Genomic DNA, 23,160 nt, shown 5'->3' with positions numbered 1-23,160 from the left:
AGCAAGTGAAATAACTGTAGGAAGCTTCGCTCAAAAAAAGGCCCGGCACGGGGCCGGGCCTGGGGTCTCGTGTCTCCTGCCGGTGGTCGGGCCCCCGCCCGTTCAACCCTCCACGTGCACCTGCACGGTGGTTTGGGTTTGGGCCTTCGGGGCCGTGATGGTGAGCACGCCGTCGCGGTAGTGGGCTTCGAGGCCATCGCGGTTGATGCCGCCGGGGAAGCGGAAGCTGCGGCTCCAGGTGCCGTAGCGGATCTCGCTGATCAGGGGGGCCGGCTGGGCCTGGTCTGGCTCGCTCTGGGTGGGCTGGCGCCGTTCGGCGCTGATCACCAGGGTGCGGTCGGTGGCCTTGACGTCGATCGAGGCCTTGTCGACCCCCGGCAGTTCCAAGGCGATGGTGTAGGCCTCGGGGCCGTCGTGCACCTCGGCGGCGGGAACCCGCGCGGCCTTCTGCATGTCGGCGTTGTTGAGCTGACGCTCAAGGGTCTTGAACAGATCGGCTTCGAGCAGGTCGCTGCGGAGCAGATCGAAGGGGGATTGGCGAATGGTGAGCATCGGAGGTTCTCCGGAACTCCGCCAATGTGCTGCGGCCTGCTGGGCGCCAACAGGGTGCAGACCGCCCTGCCGGGTACGGCCCTCACGGCCCTGTTCGGTTGGCACCACGGGTTGGTGCGGGCAACCGGCAGCCCCCTAGGTGCCACCAGCGAGTTGCCACCAGCGGCTGAAGGCCGCCGCCTGGCCGCAGGGTTGGCCGCTGCTGTCGCGCAGGGTCCAGAGGCGGGCGCCGTCGATCTGGAAGCGGCGGCCCTGGCTGTCGATGCGAATGCCTCGGTAGCCCGTCAGGGCGTGCTGGGCCTGGGCCTCCACCAGGGCCTGGCTGCGGCTGGCCCGCTCGGCCGGCTCCGCGGTAAGCCGCGACGGCATGCCCACCATCGCGGCCCAGGACCGCTGCCACAGCCGCAGGGCGGCGCGGTTGGCGTAGGTGAGCCGGGGGCCGGGATCGGCGGCGGGTTCGGCGCCGTCGTGGGCCAGCACCACCACCTCGGCGGCGAACAGCTCCTGGGCCATCAACTGGGGCGAGGCATCGGCCGCCAGACCGGCGATCAGCGGCGCGGCGAAGGCCTGCTGGTGGCTGGACACCAGCCGGCCGGCCAGGGCTATGGCGTCCGGCGCCAGCCATGGGGGTGATTCCAGGGATTCAGCCGTCATCACCGTTGACGGGGCCCATCGCCTTGGCCATGGCCAGGGCGGCGATCTGCTGGCCGTGGGCCTTGAGGTGCTCCAGGAAGTGGAGATTGGCCTCGGGGAAGCGGGGCTCTTCGGCCAGGGGCAGGGGGCCGGCGGCATCGAGGCCCGTGTCGCCTTCCAGGGCCGGGGTGATCACCACCAGATCCGAATCCAGGGCTGCGCCGTAGCGCCACCAGCGGCTCGGGTCCTTGATGGCGGCATGCACCGGGTGCGGAACGGCCTCGGCGACCGGCTGCGAGCCCTTGGCGGCTGCAGCCTGCCTGGCCTGTTTCGCCAACGCCCTGCGCCGCCGTTTGGCCAGGTCGGCCAGCAGCTGGGCCCGGGTGCGGCCGCGCATCTGGAACAGCACAAAGGGGTCTTCGCTGAAGCGATCGCCCATCAGGTAGTACACAGCGCTGACGTGCTTGCAGGGGTTGGCCTTGTCGGGGCAGCTGCACTCGCTGCGCACCTCCTGCAACTTGAACGGGAACAGGCGCTTGCCGCTGGCGGCGAAGGCGCGCTCGATGTCCTGGGGCATGACGCCGGCCAGCAGCTGGGCCGACCAGCGGGCCTTCTGGGTGAGGGCATCGAGCACGTAGCCCCAGTCGTCGTCGTTGAGCACGTCGAGCCAGAGCTTCACCTTGTAGGGCTCCTCGCCGGTGCCCTGCACCCGGGCATGCACCCGCCGGCCCTCGAAGCGGATCGAGGTGACATTGCTGGAGCGGGCGTACTCCCAGGCGCGCTCCAGCCGCTTCTTGTAGCGGTAGGAGTTGATCAGCTCCATCCACTGCTCCACCCACCAGGGCTGCTGGGCCAGGCCCTGGTCGCCGAGCTGGGTGTTGATGGTGGTGTGGGGGGAAGATGTCATCCTCAGCAAGCCACTACCAATCAGCTTAGGTCAATGCAGAAACTACAAAAATCTGAAATTACGCAGGTGCTGCTGCGAAGCCAATATTGAGTTCAGGACTAGCGTGTAATCACAGTTGTGTTGTTGATGACGTTCACGCTTGGTGGGCGCACCAATAGCCAGATTGCGAGCCATTGTCGGGCGTTGGCTTCCGCAGTCTTTCTTCTTTCGACCGCCAGCCTATATTGATGCTGTCTTTGCCGCTCTTCTGCGTCAGCTTTTTCTTTCTGGATTCTCGCATATCGCATCTCTGCTTGCCATTGCGCCTGTTGGTATTCATAGGATTTAAGGCTTCTTAGTGATTCGGCCTGAGCGATTCTGGAATTTAGAAATGTTTGGATTTCGAAAGCCCCTTGATAGCCAGAGTAGCGTTTGGAAAAGTTGTTAATGCTCGCAATAGTTCTGTCCAATACTCGGTCTGCCTCTTCAAACATAAGAGAGTCGTAAAGGCCTTGAATTCTATTGAAAGCTCTATCGTATTCTTCGAGGTAGGCAGAAGCGTCTGAGGGGGGCAGCTCAGGGGTTGAGGTGCTAGAGGTATTGAGAGTCGCTACATAGGGAGCGACAAAGCTTAAGTTGTTAGTATTTTCCTGACGTCTGTCTGCAATAAAGATAAAACTTTGTCTTGTATTGAAATCTTTAATGAAGGATATAATCCTAACATTATTAGATTTCTCTGCATCAGTTTTAGATGTTGAAAGACCTGCAAGAACGATGCCCAGCCCCTTGCTGGATTCTGGGGAGAGATTGCTTACCTCATCGCTCAAGGGACCAATTCGCAATATCTCTGAGCGGCTTGCATTCAAAATTAAATTTGAACCATTGTTGGTTAAAGCAGAAATTAGATTTCCAGATTTTAGGAGTGTGCATTTTGTGAAATATGCACCAGTTTCTAGAATGCCACATTTTCCTTCGACTAAATTGCCCGCTTTGGCTGGGAAAACAGCAGTTGCTGAAATGTAGTAACAGCTAATTACGGCAGCCTTGAGCGCCAGCAAGACAGACGGAAGCCGAGATTTAATAAAGTTCGAGAACATCTTTTGTGCGCTCACGCCTCATGTTTTCGCGAGCACTATATGCCGCTAGGCAGCCATTTTTCAAATAAAGTACGCAATCAAGATATTCGGCGACTTGAATCATGGCTCCTCTAATAGCGCGTGAAGCGGGTGTTCGAGAGGTTGTAGATTCACTTGTTGATCGTCCCAGCAAGCCTGAAACTCCGAGTGAGGAGCCTTTTGATTGTTGGGAATTAGAAGAAGTCCCCTCGATTGATCGGGAATAGGCAATTTCCCCTGTTGTTGTATCAACCACACGGATATCTATAGCGACATAGCTTTTCTGTTGCCCACTATTGCTAGAGCTATCGCCAATTAAAAAAGAACTGCCGGAGCTTCTAGAAGAAGTTTCAACATTTTGCTGATAATCACTAATGCTGCCAAGAATATAATATCTTGCTCCTGTCATCATGCCCTTGCTTGGTCCAGTCGCAGGCCGAACGATCCCTGCATCTACAAGCTCCTGCTCATCTAGTACTTGTCGCATTCCTTGCCGCTCAACAACTGTAAAATGACCACTGCTTTGCAATTCATTGGAAAGCATCGTTGTTAAAGTTCTACTCGTAGATGCATTCCACCATGGCAAGCCTGGAACAGTATTAGTGATTTCTTTTACAGCAATAGTGACCGGCCTTCGATTTCCCAGTCCAGATTGAGCAATCGATGGATAGGCTAGTGATGGAGGAGAGCAGAATGCAAGCACACCCAAGGTTGCTGTAAGTTGTGATGCAGAGGAGCGGAAAATAGAGAGAAAAGCCATGATTAAAAAGATTTTGGGGGCTCAGTCAAATTGATATGGATTAGCATTTTAACTCCTCTGGCTTAGGCTTAATTATTTTCCCCTTCTTGTCTTTTTGAGGCGGTGTTGGCTTGGGCTGTACTCTTTTAAGGTAATAAGAAATACAATCTTGATTGCCGCTTAACATGCAAAAGGAGCCTTCGGCAATATCTGCGACCGTGTCATATATTAATTCACGAGTGGCTTTTTCTGGGGGTTTAAAATCACCTCCCCCAGCGCCAGCGAATAGAGCATTGACATTTAAGCTGGTGCCTCCAGTTTCTGTCGTGCGGACCATGCTTGCAGTGAAGCTGCGATCAAACGAGTCAGGAGCTGATGCTTGTGGCTGTGAACCACTTATTGCCTTTGTGCTAGACAGTAATTCCGTTTGTGTTGAGAGAAAACTTTCTGTTTTGCAAGATTTGTTTGTAATTGCAATAAACACAAGCCCGAGCCCGCGTTTCTTTGGCTTGAACGCCTGAAATGTGTAGTTGGTGACGACTGGTTGTATTGTCAGAGCATTTGTGGGCTCTCCTCTGACAAGGCTTGGATTTCGGACATTATTTTCAGTATTGTATGACTGTCCAAGCTCTTCAGATACTGTCTTCTCCTCCCAGGAGTTTCCTCTAATGATTGTTACCCCTGGATAATATCCCATGGCTTCTTCTAGCAGTTTAGCAAGATCATAACTTTGCTTTTCCGACCACCAATCAGGTACATCTTCTGTTTTGAGGCTAAATGGCTTGATATAAACCTCGACATCCTTAACTTTTTCATTGCGATCAATCTTGTATGGACGATCCTTGAGAATGCGAGATCTTGCCTCTTTCAAAGAGATATTTAATATGGATGAGCTTTCTGGGTTTTTGGATTGATTGGCTGCGGATCGTCCTGAAAGCGCCAAGAGGATAATGATTGCGCCTGCAGAGGTAACCGTGAGAGTAGTTGGTTTGATTTTCATGAGAACTATAGCAAGTATGGTTTGTTTGGATTAAAATAAATTCAGTGTTCCCTTGGTATTCATCTTTCTTTTCTCATCCATAGCCTTGTAGGTGCTGAGACAGCTGTCTTTCAGATAAAGGGAGCAATTTAGATATTCAACAATGTTAATCATCGCTGCTCGAACGGCTCGGGAGGCTGGTGTTGTTTCTGATGTTTGATTTTCAGATGCACCGCCTCCCCAGAAACCGAATGACATGCCGAATCGGTCTGCTTTGTGGGTGGATTGGGACGTGCCCTCAATCGTTCTGCTTATTGCTATTTCTCCGGTAGTAGTATCAATAACTCTAAGATCAAATGCAACATAGGTTTCGACGTTCTCTCTGTCGTTCCCAAAGGCAAAAATAAGCACGCGTCCGTCTTGATTTTTTCGCGTGCGATTTACGTTTGGAACAAAATCACTAAGCGACGCAAGAATAATATATTTGGCTCCCGTTATATTCCCCTTTTTGGCCGCGGTCCGTGGATTGACCTCTGTGAGGGCCTGCTCTTCTAGTACGGCATAAAGCTTGTCTCTTTCGACAACCGTAAAATGGCCGGTATTTGAAAGCTCTGTTGCCAGAATCTCGGCTAATCTTATTTGGTAAGATGGCTTAAACCAGCCGACTAGATTTCCTTCGGCATCTCGTCCATCTTCGGCGTATTGTCCAGCCATATTGGTGATTTTTCTCACCGCTATTGAGACAGGGGGCTGGCTTCTTGTGGCTATAGATCGCTCAACTTCGCCCTTCCCTATGTTGAGTGACTCTGCGCTGGCGCTCCCAAGAAAAATGAATGCGCTCGCGGTAAGCGCTTGCAAGGCTGCACGCCCAATAGCGCATTGTGCGAAATTTTTAGTTGCCACTTTGTGCTGTTGGGTTTGTAGTCGGGTGGCCCGACTTGTCCAATTTATCACATGGCATCCTCGGGAATTATGCTGTTTCTGCATAACCTGTTGCTGGTGGAATCGTCCCCTGCGTTGCTTGCCGAGGCCTCTCTTACTCCTCACTGAGGCTGACCAGGTCTTTGAGCTGGCCCACATCGAGGCCGCCGAGCCAGTCTTCGCCGGAGCCGACGATCTCCTCGGCCAGCTTCGACTTCTCCTGGATCATGCGGTCGATCTTCTCCTCCACCGAGCCGCTGGTGATGAACTTGTGCACCAGCACCCGGTTCTGCTGGCCGATGCGGTAGGCGCGGTCGGTGGCCTGGTTTTCCACGGCCGGGTTCCACCAGCGGTCGATGTGGAACACGTGGCTGGCGCGGGTGAGGTTGAGGCCGACGCCACCGGCCTTGAGGGACAGCAGAAACAGCTGGGGGCCGCGGGGGTCGTCCTGGAAGCGGTCGACCATCGCCTGGCGTTCGGTTTTGCTGGTGCTGCCATACAGGAACGGCACCTCCTGGCGCCACTTGCGTTGCAGGTGGGCCTGGAGCAGCAGGCCCCATTCGGCGAACTGGGTGAACAGCAACGCCCGGTCGCCCGCTTCGATCACCTCTTCGAGGATTTCCTCGAGCCGCTGCAGCTTGGCGCTGCGGCTGCTGAAGTTGCCGTTGCCGGCGGCGAGCACGGCGTCGGCGTCTTCCTTGAGCGCCAGGGCCGGGTGGTTGCAGATCTGCTTGAGCTTGGTGAGCAGGGCCAGCACCTGGCCGTGCTTCTGGCCCAGGGGCGCGCGGGCGATGGCGTCGAGGCTCTCGTCGACGGTGCGGTTGTAGAGCTTCTTCTGCTCGGGGGCCAGGCCCACCCACTCGTGCAGCTCCACCTTCTCCGGCAGGTCGGAAATGATCGACTTATCGGTTTTGAGGCGCCGCAGGATGAAGGGCCCGACGCGGGCTTTGAGGTCGCGCATCGAGGCCATGTCGCCGTAGCGCTCGATCGGCAGCCGGTAGCGCTGGCGGAAGAAGGGCTCGTCGCCCAGCACCTTGGGGTTGAGGAAGTCCATCAGCGCCCACAGCTCGCTGACGCGGTTTTCCACCGGCGTGCCGGTCAGGGCGATCCGGAAGCGGCTGCCGCCTTTGCTGAGCCGGCCGGGGCGTGCCAGGTCGCGGGCCGCCTGGCTCTGCTTGGCGCTGGGGTTCTTGATCGCCTGGGCCTCGTCGATCACCATCCCCTGCCAGTCGACGCTCTCCAGCAGTTCGCTGTCGCGTTGCAGCAGGCCATAGCTGGTGAGCACCAGATCGACGCCCTTGAGGGCTTTTTTGAGGGCTTCGGGGCTGGACGGCCGGCGCGGGCCGTAGTGCTCCCGCACCGAGAGCTCCGGCGTGAAGCCGTGGGCCTCCCGCTTCCAGTTGGTGAGCACCGAGGTGGGCGCTACCAGCAGCACCGGCCGCTTCAGTTCCTCTTCGGCCTTGAGGTGCTGCAGGAAGGCCAGCAGCTGGATCGTCTTGCCCAGGCCCATGTCGTCGGCCAGGCAGGCGCCCTGGTCGAAGCGGTGCAGGAAGGCCAGCCAGCCCAGGCCCCGCTCCTGGTAGGGCCGCAATTGCCCGGAGAAGCCCGGCGGTGCGGGCAGGGGATCGGGGGCCTTCTGCTGGTGGTACTGCTCCAGCACCGCCTGCAGCCGCGGACCGGCGTCGAAGCGGTGCACCGGCAGCCGGTGGAAGGTGTCGCCGTCGCTGGCGGTGAGCCGCAGGGCATCGTCGAGGCTGAGGCCTGGATCGGCGCCGCAGAACCGCTCGGCGTTGCGCAGGTCGGCGGGGCGCAGCTCGATCCAGGCGCCCTTGTGCTGCACCAGCGGGCTGCGCTTGGCCTGCAGGCGCTCCAGGTCACGCAGGGTGAGGGTGACCCCACCGATCATGAATTCCCAGCTGAAGCTGAGCGATTCGCCCAGGGTGAAGCCGCGCGATTTCTTCGGCAACTCGGCCGTGATCGACAAGCCCAGCCGGCTCGCCAGGCCGCCGGAGAGGCTGGCGGGCAGCACCACGCCCACGCCCACGTCCCGCAGCTGCGCCGCGCCGGTGCGCACCAGCACGAAGGCCTCGGCCGGGGTGAGCTGCATCGCCTCGGGGGTGGCCGAATCCAGGCCCCGCTGGATCGGTTCAAACACCGTTAAGGCCCGGCCCATGCCCTCCAGCAGCAGCTCGCTGGGCTGGGGCACAGCGATCTCGCCCATCTGCAGGCCCCGATCACCGGCGGCCCACACGGCGGCGGCCGGCACCCGCAGGCTCGGGTCGGCCTCGGCCTGCAAGCCGAAGCGCAGCTCCCAGAGCTCCTCGCCTTCGGCGGGGGTGAACAGCTCCAGGCAGGTGCGGGCCGGCTCCACCTTGCCCGCCACGCCCTCGCGCCAGTGGTGGGTGGCGATGCTGAGGCGCTCGAGCTCCTCCTCGCCCAGGTTGAGGCTGCCGTCGCCCTTGCCCAGGGCCTTCTGCCAGGCCGCCAGCAGCGGATCGAGGCCTTCGGCGCTGGGGCTGAAGCCCGCCCGCAGCTGGCCGTCGAGCAGCGCCTCCAGCAGGCTGGCCACCCGCAGCCGGCCGCTGCCTGGGCGCCGGCAAGCCAAGGCCGGATCGCCCATCGGCCCGGCGGCCAGGGCGCAGGTGGCCACCTGGGGCAGGCCGCTAGCCAGGTCTTCCAGGCGGCGGCGGTCGTCTTCCCGGTTGAGCAGCGGCAGCCAGCGGGCCTTGCCCTCGTCGATCTGGGGCAGCCAGCGGCCCCGGGCAATCAGGCTCAGGGCCCAGCGCTGCAGGTGGCTCCACCAGCGCAGCTCATCGGCCATCTCCGGGTGCTCGCCGGCCAGGGGCAGCTGGCTCAGCCATTCGCCCGCATTGGCCGAATCCAGAGCCCAGCCCTCCACCTGCCAGGGCCACCACTCCAGCTGCTTGGGGATCGGCTCACCGGCCTGGAGCGGCAGGCCGCTCCAGCTGCTGGCGCTGGTGCGGCGGCCCTTGGCGGCCTGGCTGCGGCTGGGCAGGCTCAGGGTGGCCCGGGCCGGACGCAGGGCCTCGGTCCAGAGGCCGTTGTCGTCGAGCCAGGTGGCCAGGTCGTCTTCGTTGAGGGCCAGCGGGTGCTCGGGGGCCTCGAGCTTGGGCACGGCGGGGGTGGCCACACGCCAGGTGTCAGCCCACAGAAACAGGCGGCCACCCGAACCCTCGGGGGGAAACAGCCAGGTGGCGTGCAGCAGACTCATGAACCCGGCCTCAAGGCCGTCGGGCGGGCAGGAGGCGTGGGGCCAGGCGCTGCGCTGAATGCAGCACCAGGGCGCTGCCGATCAGCGGCAGCCAGAGGGGCAGCCACCCGCGAATCAGCTTCATCATCACAGTTGGCAGGCCCATCAGCCCAGTGGGCAGGGTTGCGACGAGCTCCAGGGGGCTGCCGAGGCTGCGAATGCCACACACGGCGCCCACCAATCCGGCCTGCAGATGGCTGTCATCGGGGTCGACCCGCTGCAGGTGAAAAGCCAGCAGGCCATAGAAAAAGCCGCACCCGGCCGAGCGCAAGGCGGGATCGAGGGCGGTGCTCAGCTCAGGACCGAGCCCGGTGGCCAGCAGCTCAAGCAGGCCGGCTACGGCTGCTGCGGCCAGGGCCCAGCCGATCGATTGCAGCCGCAGCTGGGCGCGGGGCTCGCTTTCGGCCACAGACACAGGGATCGGGCGCGGACCAGTGCTGGGCGATCATGCCCTGCTCAGGGTTGTTTTGCTCCGCCATGGCCGCCAATCCCCGCACCGGACTGCCCAAGAGCGGCGCCGAGATCCGTGCGGCCTTTCTCGACTTTTACGAGCAGCGGGGCCACCAACCGATGGCCAGCGCCTCGCTGATTCCCGACGACCCCACGGTGCTGCTCACCATTGCCGGCATGCTGCCGTTCAAGCCGGTGTTCCTAGGGCAGCAGCAGCGGCCGGCGCCGCGGGCCACCAGTTCTCAGAAGTGCATCCGCACCAACGACATCGAAAACGTGGGCCGCACCGCGCGGCATCACACGTTTTTCGAGATGCTCGGCAACTTCTCCTTCGGCGACTACTTCAAGGAGCAGGCGATCCAGTGGGCCTGGGAGCTGAGCACCGGGGTGTTCGGGCTCTCGCCTCGAAATTTGGTGGTGAGCGTCTTCCGCGAAGACGACGAGGCCGAGGCGATCTGGCGCGATGGGGTGGGCGTGAACCCCAAGCGGATCATCCGCATGGATGAGGCCGACAACTTCTGGGCCTCAGGCCCCACCGGCCCCTGCGGCCCCTGCTCGGAGATCTACTACGACTTCAAGCCCGAGCTCGGCAACGACGGCATCGATCTGGAGGACGACAGCCGTTTCATCGAGTTCTACAACCTGGTGTTCATGCAGTACAACCGCGACGCGGAGGGCACCCTCACGCCGCTGGCCAATCGCAACATCGACACCGGCATGGGCCTCGAGCGCATGGCCCAGATCCTGCAGGCGGTGCCGAACAACTATGAAACCGATCTGATCTATCCGCTGATCGAAACGGCGGCGGGGTTGGCGGGGATCGACTACTGCGCCCAGGGCGACAAGGGCCAAACCTCTCTCAAAGTGATCGGCGACCACAGCCGTGCCATCACCCAGCTGATCTGCGACGGCGTGACGGCCAGCAATCTCGGCCGCGGTTACATCCTGCGCCGGCTGTTGCGCCGCGTCGTGCGCCACGGACGGCTCCTCGGCATCGACAAGCCGTTTCTGACGGCGATGGGCGAGGCTTCGATCGCCTTGATGCAGGACGCCTACCCCCAGCTCGTGGAGCGCCGCGAGGTGATCCTGGCGGAGCTGGCGCGCGAGGAGGCCCGCTTCCTGGAAACCCTGGAGCGGGGCGAGAAGCTGCTGGCGGATGTGCTGGCGGCGAAGCCCCGCCAGATCTCCGGCGCCCAGGCCTTCGAGCTCTACGACACCTACGGCTTCCCGCTGGAGCTCACCGAGGAGATCGCTGAGGAGCACGGCCTCACGGTGGATCTGGCGGGCTTTGAGGCGGCGATGGAGGCCCAACGCCAGCGAGCTAAGGCCGCGGCGGTGAGCATCGACCTCACCCTGCAGGAGGCGATTGATCAGGTGGCCTCCGCCGCCGAGGCCACCGCCTTCAAGGGCTACGAGGCCCTGGAGCACCCCAGCTGCGTGCTGGCCCTGGTGGTGAACGGCGAACCGGCGGAGCGCGCGGTGGCCGGCGACAGCGTGCAGCTGGTGCTCGATTCCACCCCCTTCTATGGCGAGGGCGGCGGCCAGGTGGGCGATCGCGGCGTGCTGAGCGGCACCGGCACCGGCGGCGACGGCGTGATCGTGAGCATCGAAGCGGTCTCGCGCAACCGCTCGGTGTTTGTGCACAGCGGCCGGGTGGAGCGCGGCAGCCTGGCGGTGGGCGATCTGCTCAATGCCCAGGTGGATCGGGCCTGCCGTCGCCGCGCCCAGGCCAACCACACGGCCACCCACCTGCTGCAGGCGGCGCTCAAGCAGGTGGTGGATCCCGGCATCGGCCAGGCCGGCTCGCTGGTGGATTTCGACCGCCTGCGCTTCGACTTCCACTGCCCCCGCGCCGTGAACCCCGCAGAGCTCGAGCAGATCGAGGCCCTGATCAACGGCTGGATCAGCGAGGCCCACACCCTGCAGGTGGCGGAGATGGCGATCGAGCAGGCCAAGGCCGCCGGCGCCGTGGCGATGTTCGGTGAGAAGTACGCCGATGTGGTGCGGGTGGTGGACGTGCCCGGCGTGTCGATGGAGCTCTGCGGCGGCACCCACGTGGCCAACACCGCCGAGATCGGCCTGTTCAAGATCGTGGCCGAGAGCGGCGTGGCCGCCGGCATCCGCCGCATTGAGGCGGTGGCGGGCCCGGCGGTGCTGGCCTACCTGAAGGAGCGCGAGGCGGTGGTGAAGCCCTTGGCCGAGCGCTTCAAGGCCCAGCCCGGCGAGATCGTGGAGCGGGTGGGCCAGCTGGCCGATGAGCTCAAGGCCACGCAGAAGGCCCTGGCGGCAGCGCGCGCTGAGCTGGCGGCGGCCAAGGCCGCAGCGCTTGTGGCCCAGGCCCAAGCGGTGGGGGCTGGCGCCGGTGGCGTTCCCTTCCAGCTGATGGTGGCCCGCCTCGATGGCGTGGAGGGCGCCGGGCTGCAGGGGGCGGCGCAGGGCCTGGCCGACCAGCTTGGCGATGGGGCGGCGGTGGTGCTGGGCGGTCTGCCCGATCCCACTGATCTCGGCAAGGTGATCCTGGTGGCGGCCTTCGGCAAGGCGGTGATCGCCGCCGGCCCGAAGGCCGGCGCCTTCATCGGTGGGGTGGCGAAAGCCTGCGGCGGCGGCGGCGGCGGCCGGCCCAACCTGGCCCAGGCTGGTGGGCGCGATGGCGCAGCCCTGGATGGGGCGCTGGCGCAGGCGCGCGCAGAGCTGGAGGCGAAGCTGAGCTGAGCGGCCAGCTGGGGAACTGCTCCCGCCGGCTGGCGTGGCGGCACAGCGTGGGAACTGTGGGGTCAGTTCGTGCTGTGAGGAGCTGCGCCATGGCCAGCACCTTTGTGATTCATGCCCGCCGCGACTGGACCTTCCAGCTGGTGCTGCTGGGCAGCCGGCTGCAGCTGGAGGGCTGGTGCGACGGCGACTCCAACCGCTGCAGTGCCTGGGTGGATCCCACCCAAACGCCGCATGATGTGGCTGATCAGTTGATGCGCCAGCCAAGCTGTTGTTTGTAGGCGCAGAGGACCGATGGGCCGGAGTGTGGTCTGGTGGCTGCCCGCTGTGTTGGCCTTGGTTCCCCTGCCGGGATGGGCCCAGGCCCAGATCCAGCTCTCCTGTGGCGGCGCTGTGGTGGAAGCCCGCGGCAGTGCCGAGTTGAAGCGCCCCACCCAGCGGCTGCGCTTCTCCTTGGCGCTGGAAGCGGAGGAGCCCAGCAGCGATGCGGCCCTCGCCAGCCTGCAACGGCGTTTGGCTGAGGTTCGCCGCCGTCTCCAGGCTCTGCAGGTGAGCAACCTGCAGGTCACCTCGCCGTCCACCTGGAAACGGCCGGCAAGCCGGGGTCTGCCTGAGCTGGTTCAGGCCAGCCTCCAGGTGTCGGGCCAGCTGGCCCCTGCCCTGCTGCAGCCGCTGGTGCGGCAGGTGGGGGGTTTGCTCGGCGTGCGTCTGTCCCCCGTGGCTCCTGAGGCCGATGGGGCCGGCGACCGCTCCGCCCGCCGCCAGTTGTTGCGGGCGGCCTATCAGGACGCGCTCCAGCAGGCCCAGGATGTGGCGGCTGCCATGGGGTTGCGGGTGGTTCAGCCCTTGGAGGTGCAGCTCGATGGCGGGGCACGACCGGTGCCGCTGCGGGCGATGGCGCTGGCGGATGGGTCGGTTCCCCCCTTTGATCCGGCCGAGCTCCCCGGACAAACGGACCGCCTCAGCCTCCAGGCCCGCTTCTGCGCCCGTTAGCTCTGCAGGTAGGTGGTCTGGCGCAGGCTGGCCTCCAGGTGGGCCATCAGGCGGCGGGCGTCGCTGATGCGCAGCTGGCCGCGGCCGATCGCCTCTTCGCTGGCCACCCGCAGCCGCTCCAGCAGCAGCTCCGGGTTGTGCTCCATCGCCTCCAGCACCTCGGCGTTGGTGTCGCCCCGCACCACGTGGTCGAGCTGGTAGCCAGCGCTGGCCTTGAGCCGGAGGTGCACGGCGTTGGTGCTGCCGAACAGGTTGTGCAGGTTGCCCATCACCTCCTGGTAAGCCCCGCCGAGGAACATCCCGATCCAGTAGGGCTCGCCGGCGCGCAGGCTGTGCAGCTCGAGCAGCGGTTTCACCTGGCCCCGCCCGGAGCGCCCGGCCGGATCAATGAAGCGGGCGATCTTGCCGTCGGAATCGCAGGTGAGGTCGGCGAAGCTGCCCAGGCTCTGCGGCCGTTCGTCGAGCCGGTGGATCGGCAGCACCGGAAACAGCTGGTCGATGGCCCAGGTGTCGGGGGCCGAGCGGAACACCGAGAGGTTGGCGTAGTAGGTGGAGGCCAGGGCCGCCGGCAGGGCGCGCAGCTCCTCGGGGATCACGGCTTCGGCCGGCAGCAGGGCCAGCCGCTCGGCGATGGCTTGGCAGCAGGCCCAGGTGAGCTGCTCGGCCAGGCCCCGCTCCGGCAGGCCCAGGTAGCCGAGGCGGAAGGCGGCCAGGGCGTCGTCCTTGAACTTGAGGGCGTCGTTCCAGGCCTCCTGCAGCGCCTCAACGCTGGCTTCCACCGCGACCTCAGTTGCCGTGATCGCGGCGTAGGTGTCGCGCAAGTTACGCAGGATCAGCGCTTCGTCGTTCTGTCGCGGCGGCACGGCTCCGGGCAGGCTGCCGGCGCCGAGCACGTCAAACACCAGCACCGAGAAATGGCTGGCGATGGCGCGGCCGCTTTCGCTCACCAGGGTGGGCACGGGAATGCCGTGGGGCGCGCAGCACTCCTTTACCGTCGCCACCACGTCGTTGGCGTAGTTCTGCAGGGAGTAGTTGGTGGAGGCAGCGCTGGCGGTGCGGCTGCCGTCGTAGTCGATGCCCAGGCCGCCGCCCACATCCAGATAGCCCATCGGCGCCCCCAGCCGGGTGAGCTCGCCGTAGATCTGGCCGGCTTCCTGCAGGGCGTCCTTGAGCACGGCGATGTCGTTGATCTGGCTGCCCACGTGGAAGTGCAGCAGCCGCAGCTCGCCGAGCAGGTTGGCGGCCCGCAGCGCCTGCACCGTGGCGAGCAGGTTGGGCACCGACAGCCCGAATTTGGCCCTTTCGCCCACCGAGCTGCCCCAGCGGCCGGTGCTGCGGGCTGAGAGCTTGGCGCGGATGCCGATCAGGGGAGCGGCGCCCAGCTCCTGGCTGGCGGCGATGATCCGCTCCACCTCGTCGGCCTGCTCGATCACCACCACCGGCTGGCGGCCCAGCCGCCGCGCCAGGATCGCCGTCTCGATGTAGCGCTGGTCCTTGTAGCCGTTGCAGATCAGCAGCGCCTCGGGGTCGTCAATCAGCGAGAGGGCAATCAGCAGCTCCGCCTTGCTGCCGGCCTCGAGGCCGAAATGCCAGCGCTTGCCGCAGGCCACCAGTTCCTCCACCACGTGGCGCTGCTGGTTGCACTTCACCGGAAACACGCCCTGGTAGCGGCCGCCGTAGCCGTATTGAGCGATGGCGCGTTCGAAGGCGCCGTGGATCCGCTCCAGCCGGTCTTCGAGGATGTCGTCGAAGCGGATCAGCAGCGGCAGCGACAGGTCGCGGCCCTGCAATTCCTGCACCAGCTCCACCAGATCGAGGGAGCCGCCGCGGTCGCCGCGGGGCTGCACCATCACGTGGCCGCGATCGCTCGCCGAGAAGTAGGGATCACCCCAGCGATCCAACCCGTAGAGGGCGGCGCTGTCGGCAGCAGTCCAGGTGTCGCTGTTCGTCAGGGTCACCAGAGGGTCTGCACGTGGGGGTAGGTCCTGATTTTGGAGTCTGCACTCACCAGGGGGATCGCCAGCTCGCGGGCCTGGGCCACCAGGAACCGGTCGGCGGGATCGGGATGAAAGGGTTCGGGAAGGTTGGTGGCGGCCACGGCCACCCGGGGCTCCAGGGGGAGCAGCCTGAGTGCAGGGATCGAGCCCAGCAGCTCAAGCCAGCGCTCGCAACTGATGCTGAGGGCAAGCCGCCCGCGACTCACCAGCATGGCCACCTCCCAGCAGCTGATGGCCGACACCAGCAGGCCCGGCTCCAGCGGGTTAGTGCCGGCGTCGTCGATGGCCGCTTTGGCGGCGGGGGATAGGCGATCCAGATCGCCATTCACCCACCAGATCAGGGCATGGGTGTCGAGCAGGATCACGCCAGCGCATCCCAATCGCCTTCGGCGACGGGCGCGAAGGGGTCGTCGTAGTGCAGCACTGCCCCCTGCAGGAGCTGCAGGGGGTCGGACGCTTGGTTGGGGGCGGGGCGATAGGGGCGAACCTCCAGTGCCGGCCGGCCGTGATCGGTCACCACCAGCGGTTGACCACTGGTCTCGATGTCGCGGAACAGCGCCAGCGCATGGGCCTTGAACTGGGATTTGGAGATCCAGCGGGGCGGGGTGGCTCCCGGCATCCATTCAGCCCATAGTCATCTGACCCTAGTCAGAAGCGTGGGTGCTTGCCAAGCGGCAGGCCTGCCGCACACGATGACGCCACCTTTGCTTTTGCACCCTGTGGCCACCGAACGCTCCTTCATTGCCATCAAGCCCGACGGCGTTCAGCGCGGCCTGGTGGGCGAAATCCTGGGGCGCTTCGAGCGCAAGGGCTTCAAGCTGGTGGGCCTCAAGCAGCTCACCCCCAGCCGTGAGCTGGCCGAGAGCCACTACGGCGTGCACCGCGAGCGCCCCTTCTTCGCCGGCCTGGTGGAGTTCATCACCTCCGGCCCGGTGGTGGCGATGGTGTGGGAGGGCGACGGCGTGATCGCCAGCGCCCGCAAACTGATCGGTGCCACCAAGCCCCTGGAGGCCGAACCCGGCACGATCCGCGGCGATCTGGCCGTGAACATCGGTCGCAACGTGATCCACGGCTCCGACGCCCCCGAAACCGCCGAATTCGAGATTGGCCTCTGGTTCAGCCCCGCCGAACTGAGCGACTGGACCCCAGCCGATCAGACCTGGCGCGTCGAGGGCTGAGGCGCCCAGGCCGCTAAGGCGAGAAGCGCCGACAGCTGAAGGCGTCCAGTTGGCGGTGTGCTTCAGCCGACACTTCGCCCTTGATGGCCGCTGCCACCAGCTCGGCGGTGATGGCGGCCAGCAGCACGCCGTTGCGGTGGTGGCCGGTGGCCAGCCATAGCCCCGCAATCGGACTTCTCCCCAGCAGCGGCCCCTCGTCGGGGGTGCAGGGGCGGAAGCCCCACCAGCGCTCCATCGGCGGCCAGGCACTTGCTTCGGGCAGCAGGTCGGCGATGCCGTCCTGCAGCTGGCGCTGGCCCGCAGGCGTCAGCCCCTCGCTGAACCCCGCCTCGGCCTCACTGGTCGCCCCCACCACCAGCAGTCCGTCCTCCCGCGGCACCAGATAGGTGCCTGGGCCAAAAATCACCCGGCCCAGGGCCTGGCGCGGCCCCTGCAGCGACAGCATCTGGCCCTTCACCGGCACAACCGGCAGCACGGGCAACAGCTTGGCGCTCCAGGCGCCGCAGGCGAGCACCGCCCGCTGGGCCGGCAGCCGCTGGGCGTCGCCTTCGGCATTGCGTAGGTGCACCGCCTGGAGAGTGCCGGCCCCGTCGCGCTCGAGGCCCAGCACCTGGGTGCCCTCCTGGAAGGTCACCCCCAGCTCCACGCAGGCCCGCTCCAGGGCCCGCATCAACTGGCGGCGGTTGTCGATCTGGCCGTCTTGGGCAAACAGCAGCCCGGCCTGCCAGCTTGGGCCGATGCCGGGCACCTCCTGTTCCAGGCCGCGGCGATCCAGGGCTTCACCCCAGGCGGCGGTGGGGTAGGCGTCCCGTGCGGCGGCGCTGGGGAAGGGCACCACGATGCCGCAGGGCCGCAGGCCGCAGCGCAGGCCGCTGTCGGCTTCGATCTGCGCTACCCAGGCGGGAATGCGCGCCAGGCTCGCCTGGCCCAGGGCCAGCAGGTCGCCGCTGAGCCCTTCGGCGTGGGGCGCCAGCATGCCCGCCGCCACGAAGCCCGCGGCTTCACTGCGGCGGCGGCTCAGCACCAGCACCGACTCCCCGCGCCGGGCCAGCTGATGGGCCAGGGCCAGGCCCATCAGGCCGCCCCCCAGCACCGTGATGGTTGCCCCCTTGGCTGCAGTCATGGCTGGGCAGGCGCCGCTGGCTCCAGCCCCAGCACCGTGGCCCCGCAGGAGCGCAGGGCAGCGTCAGCGGTGATGAGTAGCAGTGGTTCCTGGCGGCTTTGCACGAGCAGCAGCTGGTCGAAGAGGTCGCTGGGGGCGGCGCTGCTATCCAGCTCGGCCAAGGCCAGCAGGTGCTCATTGAGCAGGGGCAGCCAGTGGAAGTGCTGACGGGTCACCTCCTGCTCCAGGCGGGCCAGGTCGAGCTGCACCCGGCCTTGGCGCTGCTTGAGGGCCAGTTCCCAGAGGCTCACCTGGCTCACGAACACCTCGGCCCCCGGCGCCTGCACGGCGGCGATGGCCCAGGCCGGTAGGCGCGGGTCGTCCGCCAGCCACCAGAGCAGCACCTGGGTGTCGAGCAGCAGGCGTTTCATTGCAGCGGTGCGTCGAAGTTGGCGGCGATGGCAATGGCGTGGCGCATGGCGCCTGGTGCGTGGGCGGCGCTGGGGCTTGGTACCCAGGCGCTGAGGCGGGCGACCGGCTTGCCTGCTCTGGCGATCCAGATCTCCTCGCCCTGCTCCACCTGGAGCAGAAGGCGCGAGAGCTGGGTTTTGGCCTCATGCACATTCACCAGCTGGGGCCGGTTGCTTGGTGTTGGCTCAGGGGGGAATGGCGGGTAGGCCATGGCCGCAGAAACTTCTGGACTTAGTTTTAGCTTAGCTAACCAGCGTCAATCACGATCCGCCCCGGAGCCACCTCGCCCCGTCAAGCCGGCGTCCAGGGGCTCCCCATAGGATCGGCTGAGGCATCGATACAGGCCATGGCAGGCGCGGCAGTAGCCCCAGCATCACGAGCCCCATCCCAGCAGGCTCCTTGGGAAGCCGTGATCGGCCTGGAGACCCACGTGCAGCTGGGCACCGCCAGCAAGATCTTCAGCGGCGCCTCCACGTGCTTCGGCGACGACCCCAACACTCACATCGACCCGGTGGTGTGCGGCCTGCCCGGCACCTTGCCGGTGCTGAATCAGAAGGTGCTCGAGTATGCGGTGAAGGCGGGCCTGGCCCTCAACCTCCACATCGCTGAACACAGCAAATTCGACCGCAAGCAATATTTCTATCCCGACCTGCCCAAGAACTACCAGATCTCCCAATACGACGAGCCGATCGCCGAAGACGGCTGGATCGAAGTGGAGGTGGCCGAAAAAGGCAAGGACACATATCTCAAGCGCATCGGCATTGAGCGCCTGCACATGGAGGAGGACGCCGGCAAGTTGGTGCACGCCGGCAGCGATCGCCTGGCTGGCTCCACCCATTCGCTGGTGGACTACAACCGCGCTGGTGTGGCCCTGGCTGAGATCGTCAGCAAGCCGGATCTGCGCACCGGCCGCGAAGCCGCGGAATACGCCTCGGAGATCCGCCGGATCATGCGCTACCTGGGTGTGAGCGACGGCAACATGCAGGAGGGTTCCCTGCGCTGCGACGTGAACATCTCGGTGCGGCGCGGCCCCGATGCCCCCTTCGGCACGAAGGTGGAGATCAAGAACATGAACTCGTTCTCCGCCATTCAGAAGGCGATCGATTTCGAGATTCAGCGCCAGATCAAGGCCTATGAGGCAGGTGAGCCGGTGGTGCAGGAAACCCGCCTCTGGGATGAGGGCAAGCAGCTCACCAAGAGCATGCGCTCCAAGGAGGGCGCCAGCGACTACCGCTATTTCCCCGATCCGGATCTGGGCCCGATCGAGGTGAGCCCCGCGCAGCGGGAGGCCTGGCGCGCCGAGCTGCCGGAGCTGCCGGCCGCCAAGCGCCACCGCTACGCCGATCAGCTGGGGCTGTCGATCTACGACGCCCGGGTGCTCACCGATGAACGCCCGATGGCGGAGTACTTCGAGGCGGCCGTGGCGGCCGGGGCCGAAGCCAAAGCCGTTTCCAATTGGGTTACCGGCGACATTGCTGCATATGTGAACGCCAACAAGCTCCCGATCGCGGAGTTGCCCCTCCGGCCCGATCAGCTGGCGGAGATGGTGCAGCTGATCGAGGGCGGTGTGATCAGCGGCAAGATCGCCAAGGAGATCCTGCCGGAGCTGTTGGAGCGGGGCGGTTCTGCCAAGGCGATCGTGGAGCAGCGGGGGCTGGGCATGATCAGCGACCCGGCGGCGATCACGGCGAGCGTGGAGGCGCTGCTGGCGGCCCACCCCGAGGAGGTGGAGGCCTTCCGCGGCGGCAAAACCAAGCTGCAGGGCTTTTTTGTCGGCCAGCTGATGAAGCAAACCGGCGGCAAGGCCGATCCCAAGCTCGCCAACCAAATCCTCAGCCAGAAGCTCAAGGGTTGAGCGCCCGCTCCACCTCCTGCTCCAGCTGCTGCGGCCCAACGCGGTTGTTGAGCACCACATCCGCCAGCCCCCGTTTGCGCGCAAGGGGCCATTGGGCGGCGATCCGCGCGCGGGCGTCAGCTTCGCTGAGCTGATCGCGCCCCATCAGCCGTGCCAGCTGCTGGGCCTCCTCGCAGTCCACCAGCCACACCTCGCTGCAGAGCGCTTCGAGGCCCGCCTCAAACAGCAGCGGAATCATCAGTACCACCACCGGCGCCGCAGCCAGGCGCTCCAGCTCGGCCGCAAAGCGCGCCCGCACCAGCGGATGCACCAGCTGCTCCAGCCACTGCCGCTCGGCCCCATCGGCAAACACGATCCGCCCCAGTGCGGCGCGATCGAGCGTGCCGTAGCGCGCCAGCACCGCCTGCGCCCCCGGGCTCCCGGGTGCCAGCGCCTCGCGGGCATAGACATCGGCATCCAGCACCGGCAGCCCCCTCGCCGCCAACAGCTGGCCAACGCTGCTTTTGCCACTGGCGATGCCGCCGGTGAGGCCGATGCGGCGCTGGGGGGTGGAGGCCATCGCATCAGTGTGGTTCAGGATGCAGCCAGTGGCCGCAGCGCCTTGACCCACCCCTGGCACCCCATTCCCGGCGGCATCACGGCCCCTAGAGGCTTCCTCGCGGCGGGGATCACGGCGGGGCTGAAGGCCTCCGGCAAGCCCGACCTCTCCCTGCTGCTGGCCCCCGAGGGCGCCGTATGCGCCGGCACCTTCACCACCTCCCTGGTGCGGGCGGCCTGCGTGGACCTCTGCGCCGAGCGCCTGGCGATCAGCGGCGGCCACGCCCGCGCCGTGCTCACCAATTCCGGCCAGGCCAATGCCTGCACCGGAGAGCACGGCCTGGCTGACAGCCTCACCGCCGCCGCCTCGGTGGCCGAGCGCCTGGGGCTGGCCGCCGGGGCCGTGCTGATCTGCTCCACCGGCGTGATCGGCGTGCCGATCCCGATGCCCACCCTGCTGGCGGGCCTGGATCCGCTGGTGGCGGCCCTCAGCCCGGAGGGTGGCGGGGCGGCGGCCACGGCGATCCTCACCACCGATCTGGTGGACAAGCAGATCGCCCTGGAGGCCGATCTCGGCGGCCGCACCGTGCGCCTCGGCGGCATGGCCAAGGGGTCGGGAATGATCCACCCCACCATGGCCACGATGCTCGGCACCCTCACCTGTGATGCCGGCGTGCCGGCGGATGTGTGGCAGGCGATGGTGCAGCGGGCGGTGGATCGCTCGTTCAATGCGATCACGGTGGACGGCGACACCAGCACCAACGACACGTTCCTGGCCTTTGCAGCCGGCGAGCGCTTAAGCCCCGAGCACTTCGAGGCGCTGGAGGCCGGCCTGACGGCGGTGTCGCAACACCTGGCCAAGGCGATCGCCCGTGACGGCGAGGGCGCCACCTGTTTGATCGAGATGCAGGTGGAGGGCACGGCCGATGACGCCGGCGCCCGCGCCATCGCCCGCACCGTCTGCGGTTCGTCGCTGGTGAAGTGCGCCGTGCACGGCCGCGACCCCAACTGGGGCCGGATCGTGGCCGCCGCCGGCCGCGCCGGTGTGCCCTTTGATCCAAACGCCGTCGCCCTCTGGCTGGGCGAGCACCAGCTGATGGCCGCCGGCCAGCCCCTGGCCTTTGATCGCGTCGCCGCCAGCGGCTACCTCCGCAACGACACGGTGCTGATTCGCCTGGTGGTGGGCGTCGGCCCCGGCTCAGGCGTGGCCTGGGGTTGCGACCTCTCGGATCAATATGTCCGCATTAACGCCGATTACACGACGTAGAAGCAGATCTGTTCTGCTGCAAGGGTTTTGAGGGGTGCTAGAGCGACGCTTACGCAACGCTTACGGAGGAGACAGACGTAAATCCCAGTGCCCATCAGGAAGTCGTTACGTTCAGATCGGGATCTTTTCTTCAGATCCATTGTTAGGCAAGTATTTCTGCCGTAAGCAGAGGTGGTTTCACCCACCCTCAGGGCACCACCCAACCGCCACCTCCTGCCGAGCAACCCACTGAGAGCACCTTTTTGTCAGGTGCTCGCCCTGGGGGATCAGACCCTGATGAATCGGACAGGTAAGAAGGGTGACGCAATGCTTGCCGACCTCGTAACGGAAGTGCTGGCAGGTGATGCAGACAGACCCCGTGCGGGAGGGTTTGAGGACATTCCACTCAAGGAAATCCCATTCCTCAGAGGGGGTCGCAGGTGGCACAGGGCGGACAGCAGGCATCACTGGCGGGCGGATACACCTGTACTACTCGTAATGGGGCGGGAAGGTCAAGGAGTCCATTGAGTCCCTTATCGCCGAGGCAGTCGCCAAGAGCAGGAAACGCCAATGCCCTGCTCAAAAGACCTAACAAGACCAGATGAAGCGCCTGTTGCTACTCGCCCTGACCGCTGTGACGCTGCTTATGGGCACGAGTGCTAGCGCCTGCGAGAAGCACTTGAACGGTCATCAGAACGGATCTGACACCGACCTGGAAGGCAGCAAGAAGTAGAGGTGTAGGTGCCAACAAAACTCCAAAACCTCAGAGGGCAGTATCTGCTGTTCCGATGCCTGGAGACTGGGTTTGTCACGACTGCGCCTGCACTCAGTCGCTACCAACGAGGCAGGGGTATTGACCCCTCACGCAGGGAACTGGTGGGAGAACGACCCGCCAACTGGATCAAAGAAGTCCCCACAAGCACCTGTGAGCATTGCGGAATGGTCGTAAAGGGCAACCAGTGGACGTTCAGGCAGCACCAGCGGACCAAGAGGTGTCAGGCGTCCAGAGGGGCATAAGTCCCCAACTGCTCCTCACAGTCCTGAATGTCCGCCAGCAGGTCCCCCAGAAGCATCCGTACTCTGTAGGATTGCTCAGGGTGCCTTGAGGCATTCAGCGCCAGCACCGTAAGGCGTGTGGTCATCTGCTCCAGAGTGAGCAGGGTGCTCTCAAGGATCTCTGTGGAAAGGGCAGCGGTCGTCAGAGTGGTCATGGTGGCGGATGCGACTGCTCACAGTGTTTCCACAGGCATCCGCTGAAACTATGCACACACCGCATAGCGGGCAAAACCCAGTCCCACAGGCGAGAATGGGCACAAGCGTCCAGACCCAGTGACCGACTCAGCGACCTTCACCACTCACGAAGCAGGCGACGAGGAGGATCTGGGGGACCTGCTGCTCAAGTTGCAGGTCGCCTCGGAAATCAAAATATGGGCACCTTGAAAAATCGCAAGACCGCTTGATAGCGACCGAATTTGAATTATACTAAGGCTCCAAGATTACATGCTTTCCATGGGCCAGCGAGGTTT

Annotated in this window: 23 protein-coding genes; 6 read left to right on the top strand and 17 right to left on the bottom strand. The window is 64.6% G+C overall.

Going from position 1 to position 23,160, the window contains the following annotated elements:
- Positions 1 to 102 precede the first annotated feature (102 nt).
- The 9 genes from CJZ78_RS10390 to CJZ78_RS10360 form a co-directional block, all read right to left on the bottom strand.
- Positions 103 to 552, bottom strand: a complete 450-nt coding sequence (locus CJZ78_RS10390) for an Hsp20/alpha crystallin family protein (RefSeq protein WP_094561255.1) — start codon at positions 550 to 552, stop codon at positions 103 to 105.
- 135 nt (positions 553 to 687) lie between these two features.
- A complete protein-coding gene (locus CJZ78_RS10385) occupies positions 688 to 1,206 on the bottom strand; it encodes an MEKHLA domain-containing protein (RefSeq protein WP_094561254.1) in 519 nt (172 codons plus the stop codon).
- On the bottom strand, positions 1,196 to 2,092 hold the full coding sequence (locus CJZ78_RS10380) for an SWIM zinc finger family protein (protein WP_094561253.1): 897 nt from the start codon (positions 2,090 to 2,092) through the stop codon (positions 1,196 to 1,198). The genes CJZ78_RS10385 and CJZ78_RS10380 overlap by 11 nt, the downstream gene beginning before the upstream one ends.
- A gap of 98 nt (positions 2,093 to 2,190) precedes the next feature.
- Positions 2,191 to 3,129 carry a hypothetical protein gene (locus CJZ78_RS13785; RefSeq protein ID WP_143592899.1) on the bottom strand — a complete coding sequence of 313 codons (939 nt, stop codon included), beginning with the start codon at positions 3,127 to 3,129 and terminating at the stop codon, positions 2,191 to 2,193.
- A 19-nt stretch (positions 3,130 to 3,148) separates the two neighbouring features.
- Positions 3,149 to 3,946 carry a CsgG/HfaB family protein gene (locus CJZ78_RS10375; protein ID WP_094561252.1) on the bottom strand — a complete coding sequence of 266 codons (798 nt, stop codon included), beginning with the start codon at positions 3,944 to 3,946 and terminating at the stop codon, positions 3,149 to 3,151.
- Between the two features lie 40 nt (positions 3,947 to 3,986).
- Positions 3,987 to 4,925 carry a hypothetical protein gene (locus CJZ78_RS13780; protein ID WP_143592898.1) on the bottom strand — a complete coding sequence of 313 codons (939 nt, stop codon included), beginning with the start codon at positions 4,923 to 4,925 and terminating at the stop codon, positions 3,987 to 3,989.
- A 30-nt stretch (positions 4,926 to 4,955) separates the two neighbouring features.
- Positions 4,956 to 5,762: a CsgG/HfaB family protein gene (locus tag CJZ78_RS10370; RefSeq protein WP_158217069.1), complete on the bottom strand. Its 807-nt coding sequence runs from the start codon at positions 5,760 to 5,762 to the stop codon at positions 4,956 to 4,958.
- Between the two features lie 178 nt (positions 5,763 to 5,940).
- Positions 5,941 to 9,057 (bottom strand): DEAD/DEAH box helicase, encoded by a 3,117-nt coding sequence (locus tag CJZ78_RS10365; protein ID WP_094561251.1) that lies wholly within the window; start codon positions 9,055 to 9,057, stop codon positions 5,941 to 5,943.
- 10 nt (positions 9,058 to 9,067) lie between these two features.
- The gene (locus tag CJZ78_RS10360) at positions 9,068 to 9,511 is read right to left on the bottom strand and encodes a hypothetical protein (protein WP_233128682.1); all 444 of its coding nucleotides are present in this window, start codon (positions 9,509 to 9,511) and stop codon (positions 9,068 to 9,070) included.
- A 62-nt stretch (positions 9,512 to 9,573) separates the two neighbouring features.
- On the opposite strand from CJZ78_RS10360, the gene alaS reads away from it, so the two are divergent.
- From alaS to CJZ78_RS10345, 3 genes are all read left to right on the top strand, one after another.
- Complete coding sequence (alaS, locus tag CJZ78_RS10355) at positions 9,574 to 12,258, top strand: alanine--tRNA ligase (protein WP_233128680.1); 2,685 nt, start codon at positions 9,574 to 9,576, stop codon at positions 12,256 to 12,258.
- 89 nt (positions 12,259 to 12,347) lie between these two features.
- Positions 12,348 to 12,536: a hypothetical protein gene (locus CJZ78_RS10350; RefSeq protein WP_094561248.1), complete on the top strand. Its 189-nt coding sequence runs from the start codon at positions 12,348 to 12,350 to the stop codon at positions 12,534 to 12,536.
- Positions 12,537 to 12,582: 46 nt separating this feature from the next.
- On the top strand, positions 12,583 to 13,248 hold the full coding sequence (locus CJZ78_RS10345; RefSeq protein ID WP_369802052.1) for an SIMPL domain-containing protein: 666 nt from the start codon (positions 12,583 to 12,585) through the stop codon (positions 13,246 to 13,248).
- Here the strand turns inward: CJZ78_RS10345 and speA are convergent.
- Genes speA through CJZ78_RS10330 form a run of 3 tightly spaced genes read right to left on the bottom strand, consistent with a single transcriptional unit; the run spans position 13,245 to position 15,864 of the window.
- Positions 13,245 to 15,209 carry a biosynthetic arginine decarboxylase gene (gene speA / locus CJZ78_RS10340; RefSeq protein WP_233128685.1) on the bottom strand — a complete coding sequence of 655 codons (1,965 nt, stop codon included), beginning with the start codon at positions 15,207 to 15,209 and terminating at the stop codon, positions 13,245 to 13,247. The genes CJZ78_RS10345 and speA overlap by 4 nt on opposite strands.
- Positions 15,203 to 15,610 (bottom strand): type II toxin-antitoxin system VapC family toxin, encoded by a 408-nt coding sequence (locus CJZ78_RS10335; RefSeq protein WP_094561246.1) that lies wholly within the window; start codon positions 15,608 to 15,610, stop codon positions 15,203 to 15,205. The genes speA and CJZ78_RS10335 overlap by 7 nt, the downstream gene beginning before the upstream one ends.
- Positions 15,607 to 15,864: a type II toxin-antitoxin system Phd/YefM family antitoxin gene (locus CJZ78_RS10330; protein ID WP_094561245.1), complete on the bottom strand. Its 258-nt coding sequence runs from the start codon at positions 15,862 to 15,864 to the stop codon at positions 15,607 to 15,609. The genes CJZ78_RS10335 and CJZ78_RS10330 overlap by 4 nt, the downstream gene beginning before the upstream one ends.
- Positions 15,865 to 15,964: 100 nt before the next feature.
- Here CJZ78_RS10330 and ndk point away from each other — a divergent pair, with 100 nt between their 5' ends.
- A complete protein-coding gene (gene ndk, locus CJZ78_RS10325) occupies positions 15,965 to 16,423 on the top strand; it encodes a nucleoside-diphosphate kinase (protein WP_094561244.1) in 459 nt (152 codons plus the stop codon).
- A gap of 13 nt (positions 16,424 to 16,436) precedes the next feature.
- Here ndk and CJZ78_RS10320 read toward each other — a convergent pair whose 3' ends face one another.
- Genes CJZ78_RS10320 through CJZ78_RS10310 form a run of 3 tightly spaced genes read right to left on the bottom strand, consistent with a single transcriptional unit; the run spans position 16,437 to position 18,207 of the window.
- Complete coding sequence (locus tag CJZ78_RS10320; RefSeq protein ID WP_094561243.1) at positions 16,437 to 17,546, bottom strand: FAD-dependent oxidoreductase; 1,110 nt, start codon at positions 17,544 to 17,546, stop codon at positions 16,437 to 16,439.
- The gene (locus tag CJZ78_RS10315) at positions 17,543 to 17,956 is read right to left on the bottom strand and encodes a type II toxin-antitoxin system VapC family toxin (protein WP_094561242.1); all 414 of its coding nucleotides are present in this window, start codon (positions 17,954 to 17,956) and stop codon (positions 17,543 to 17,545) included. Before CJZ78_RS10315 ends, CJZ78_RS10320 begins: the two co-directional genes overlap by 4 nt.
- A complete protein-coding gene (locus tag CJZ78_RS10310) occupies positions 17,953 to 18,207 on the bottom strand; it encodes a type II toxin-antitoxin system Phd/YefM family antitoxin (RefSeq protein ID WP_094561241.1) in 255 nt (84 codons plus the stop codon). The genes CJZ78_RS10315 and CJZ78_RS10310 overlap by 4 nt, the downstream gene beginning before the upstream one ends.
- A gap of 135 nt (positions 18,208 to 18,342) precedes the next feature.
- Here CJZ78_RS10310 and gatB point away from each other — a divergent pair, with 135 nt between their 5' ends.
- Complete coding sequence (gene gatB, locus CJZ78_RS10305) at positions 18,343 to 19,851, top strand: Asp-tRNA(Asn)/Glu-tRNA(Gln) amidotransferase subunit GatB (protein ID WP_094561240.1); 1,509 nt, start codon at positions 18,343 to 18,345, stop codon at positions 19,849 to 19,851.
- Here gatB and coaE read toward each other — a convergent pair.
- Complete coding sequence (gene coaE, locus CJZ78_RS10300; protein WP_094561239.1) at positions 19,841 to 20,410, bottom strand: dephospho-CoA kinase; 570 nt, start codon at positions 20,408 to 20,410, stop codon at positions 19,841 to 19,843. The genes gatB and coaE overlap by 11 nt on opposite strands.
- Positions 20,411 to 20,413: 3 nt before the next feature.
- On the opposite strand from coaE, the gene argJ reads away from it, so the two are divergent.
- The gene (gene argJ, locus CJZ78_RS10295; RefSeq protein WP_369802051.1) at positions 20,414 to 21,655 is read left to right on the top strand and encodes a bifunctional glutamate N-acetyltransferase/amino-acid acetyltransferase ArgJ; all 1,242 of its coding nucleotides are present in this window, start codon (positions 20,414 to 20,416) and stop codon (positions 21,653 to 21,655) included.
- Between the two features lie 974 nt (positions 21,656 to 22,629).
- Here the strand turns inward: argJ and CJZ78_RS10285 are convergent.
- The gene (locus CJZ78_RS10285; protein WP_094561237.1) at positions 22,630 to 22,845 is read right to left on the bottom strand and encodes a hypothetical protein; all 216 of its coding nucleotides are present in this window, start codon (positions 22,843 to 22,845) and stop codon (positions 22,630 to 22,632) included.
- Positions 22,846 to 23,160 lie beyond the last annotated feature (315 nt).

It is taken from the genome of Synechococcus sp. 8F6, from assembly GCF_002252665.1.
In the GTDB taxonomy this organism is placed as follows: domain Bacteria; phylum Cyanobacteriota; class Cyanobacteriia; order PCC-6307; family Cyanobiaceae; genus Cyanobium_A.
Note: the sequence above shows the minus strand (reverse complement) of the source record. Positions and strands in the feature narration are given on the sequence as shown.

Bases quoted from the DNA above. Each gene is read 5' to 3' on its own strand.
- CJZ78_RS10390 (WP_094561255.1), bottom strand. From the start codon at position 552: ATGCTCACCATTCGCCAATCCCCCTTCGATCTGCTCCGCAGCGACCTG.
- CJZ78_RS10385 (WP_094561254.1), bottom strand. From the start codon at position 1,206: ATGACGGCTGAATCCCTGGAATCACCCCCATGGCTGGCGCCGGACGCC.
- CJZ78_RS10380 (WP_094561253.1), bottom strand. From the start codon at position 2,092: ATGACATCTTCCCCCCACACCACCATCAACACCCAGCTCGGCGACCAG.
- CJZ78_RS10375 (WP_094561252.1), bottom strand. From the start codon at position 3,946: ATGGCTTTTCTCTCTATTTTCCGCTCCTCTGCATCACAACTTACAGCA.
- CJZ78_RS13780 (WP_143592898.1), bottom strand. From the start codon at position 4,925: ATGAAAATCAAACCAACTACTCTCACGGTTACCTCTGCAGGCGCAATC.
- CJZ78_RS10365 (WP_094561251.1), bottom strand. From the start codon at position 9,057: ATGAGTCTGCTGCACGCCACCTGGCTGTTTCCCCCCGAGGGTTCGGGT.
- alaS (WP_233128680.1), top strand. From the start codon at position 9,574: ATGGCCGCCAATCCCCGCACCGGACTGCCCAAGAGCGGCGCCGAGATC.
- CJZ78_RS10350 (WP_094561248.1), top strand. From the start codon at position 12,348: ATGGCCAGCACCTTTGTGATTCATGCCCGCCGCGACTGGACCTTCCAG.
- CJZ78_RS10330 (WP_094561245.1), bottom strand. From the start codon at position 15,864: ATGCCGGGAGCCACCCCGCCCCGCTGGATCTCCAAATCCCAGTTCAAG.
- CJZ78_RS10320 (WP_094561243.1), bottom strand. From the start codon at position 17,546: ATGACTGCAGCCAAGGGGGCAACCATCACGGTGCTGGGGGGCGGCCTG.
- CJZ78_RS10315 (WP_094561242.1), bottom strand. From the start codon at position 17,956: ATGAAACGCCTGCTGCTCGACACCCAGGTGCTGCTCTGGTGGCTGGCG.
- CJZ78_RS10310 (WP_094561241.1), bottom strand. From the start codon at position 18,207: ATGGCCTACCCGCCATTCCCCCCTGAGCCAACACCAAGCAACCGGCCC.
- gatB (WP_094561240.1), top strand. From the start codon at position 18,343: ATGGCAGGCGCGGCAGTAGCCCCAGCATCACGAGCCCCATCCCAGCAG.
- coaE (WP_094561239.1), bottom strand. From the start codon at position 20,410: ATGGCCTCCACCCCCCAGCGCCGCATCGGCCTCACCGGCGGCATCGCC.
- CJZ78_RS10285 (WP_094561237.1), bottom strand. From the start codon at position 22,845: ATGACCACTCTGACGACCGCTGCCCTTTCCACAGAGATCCTTGAGAGC.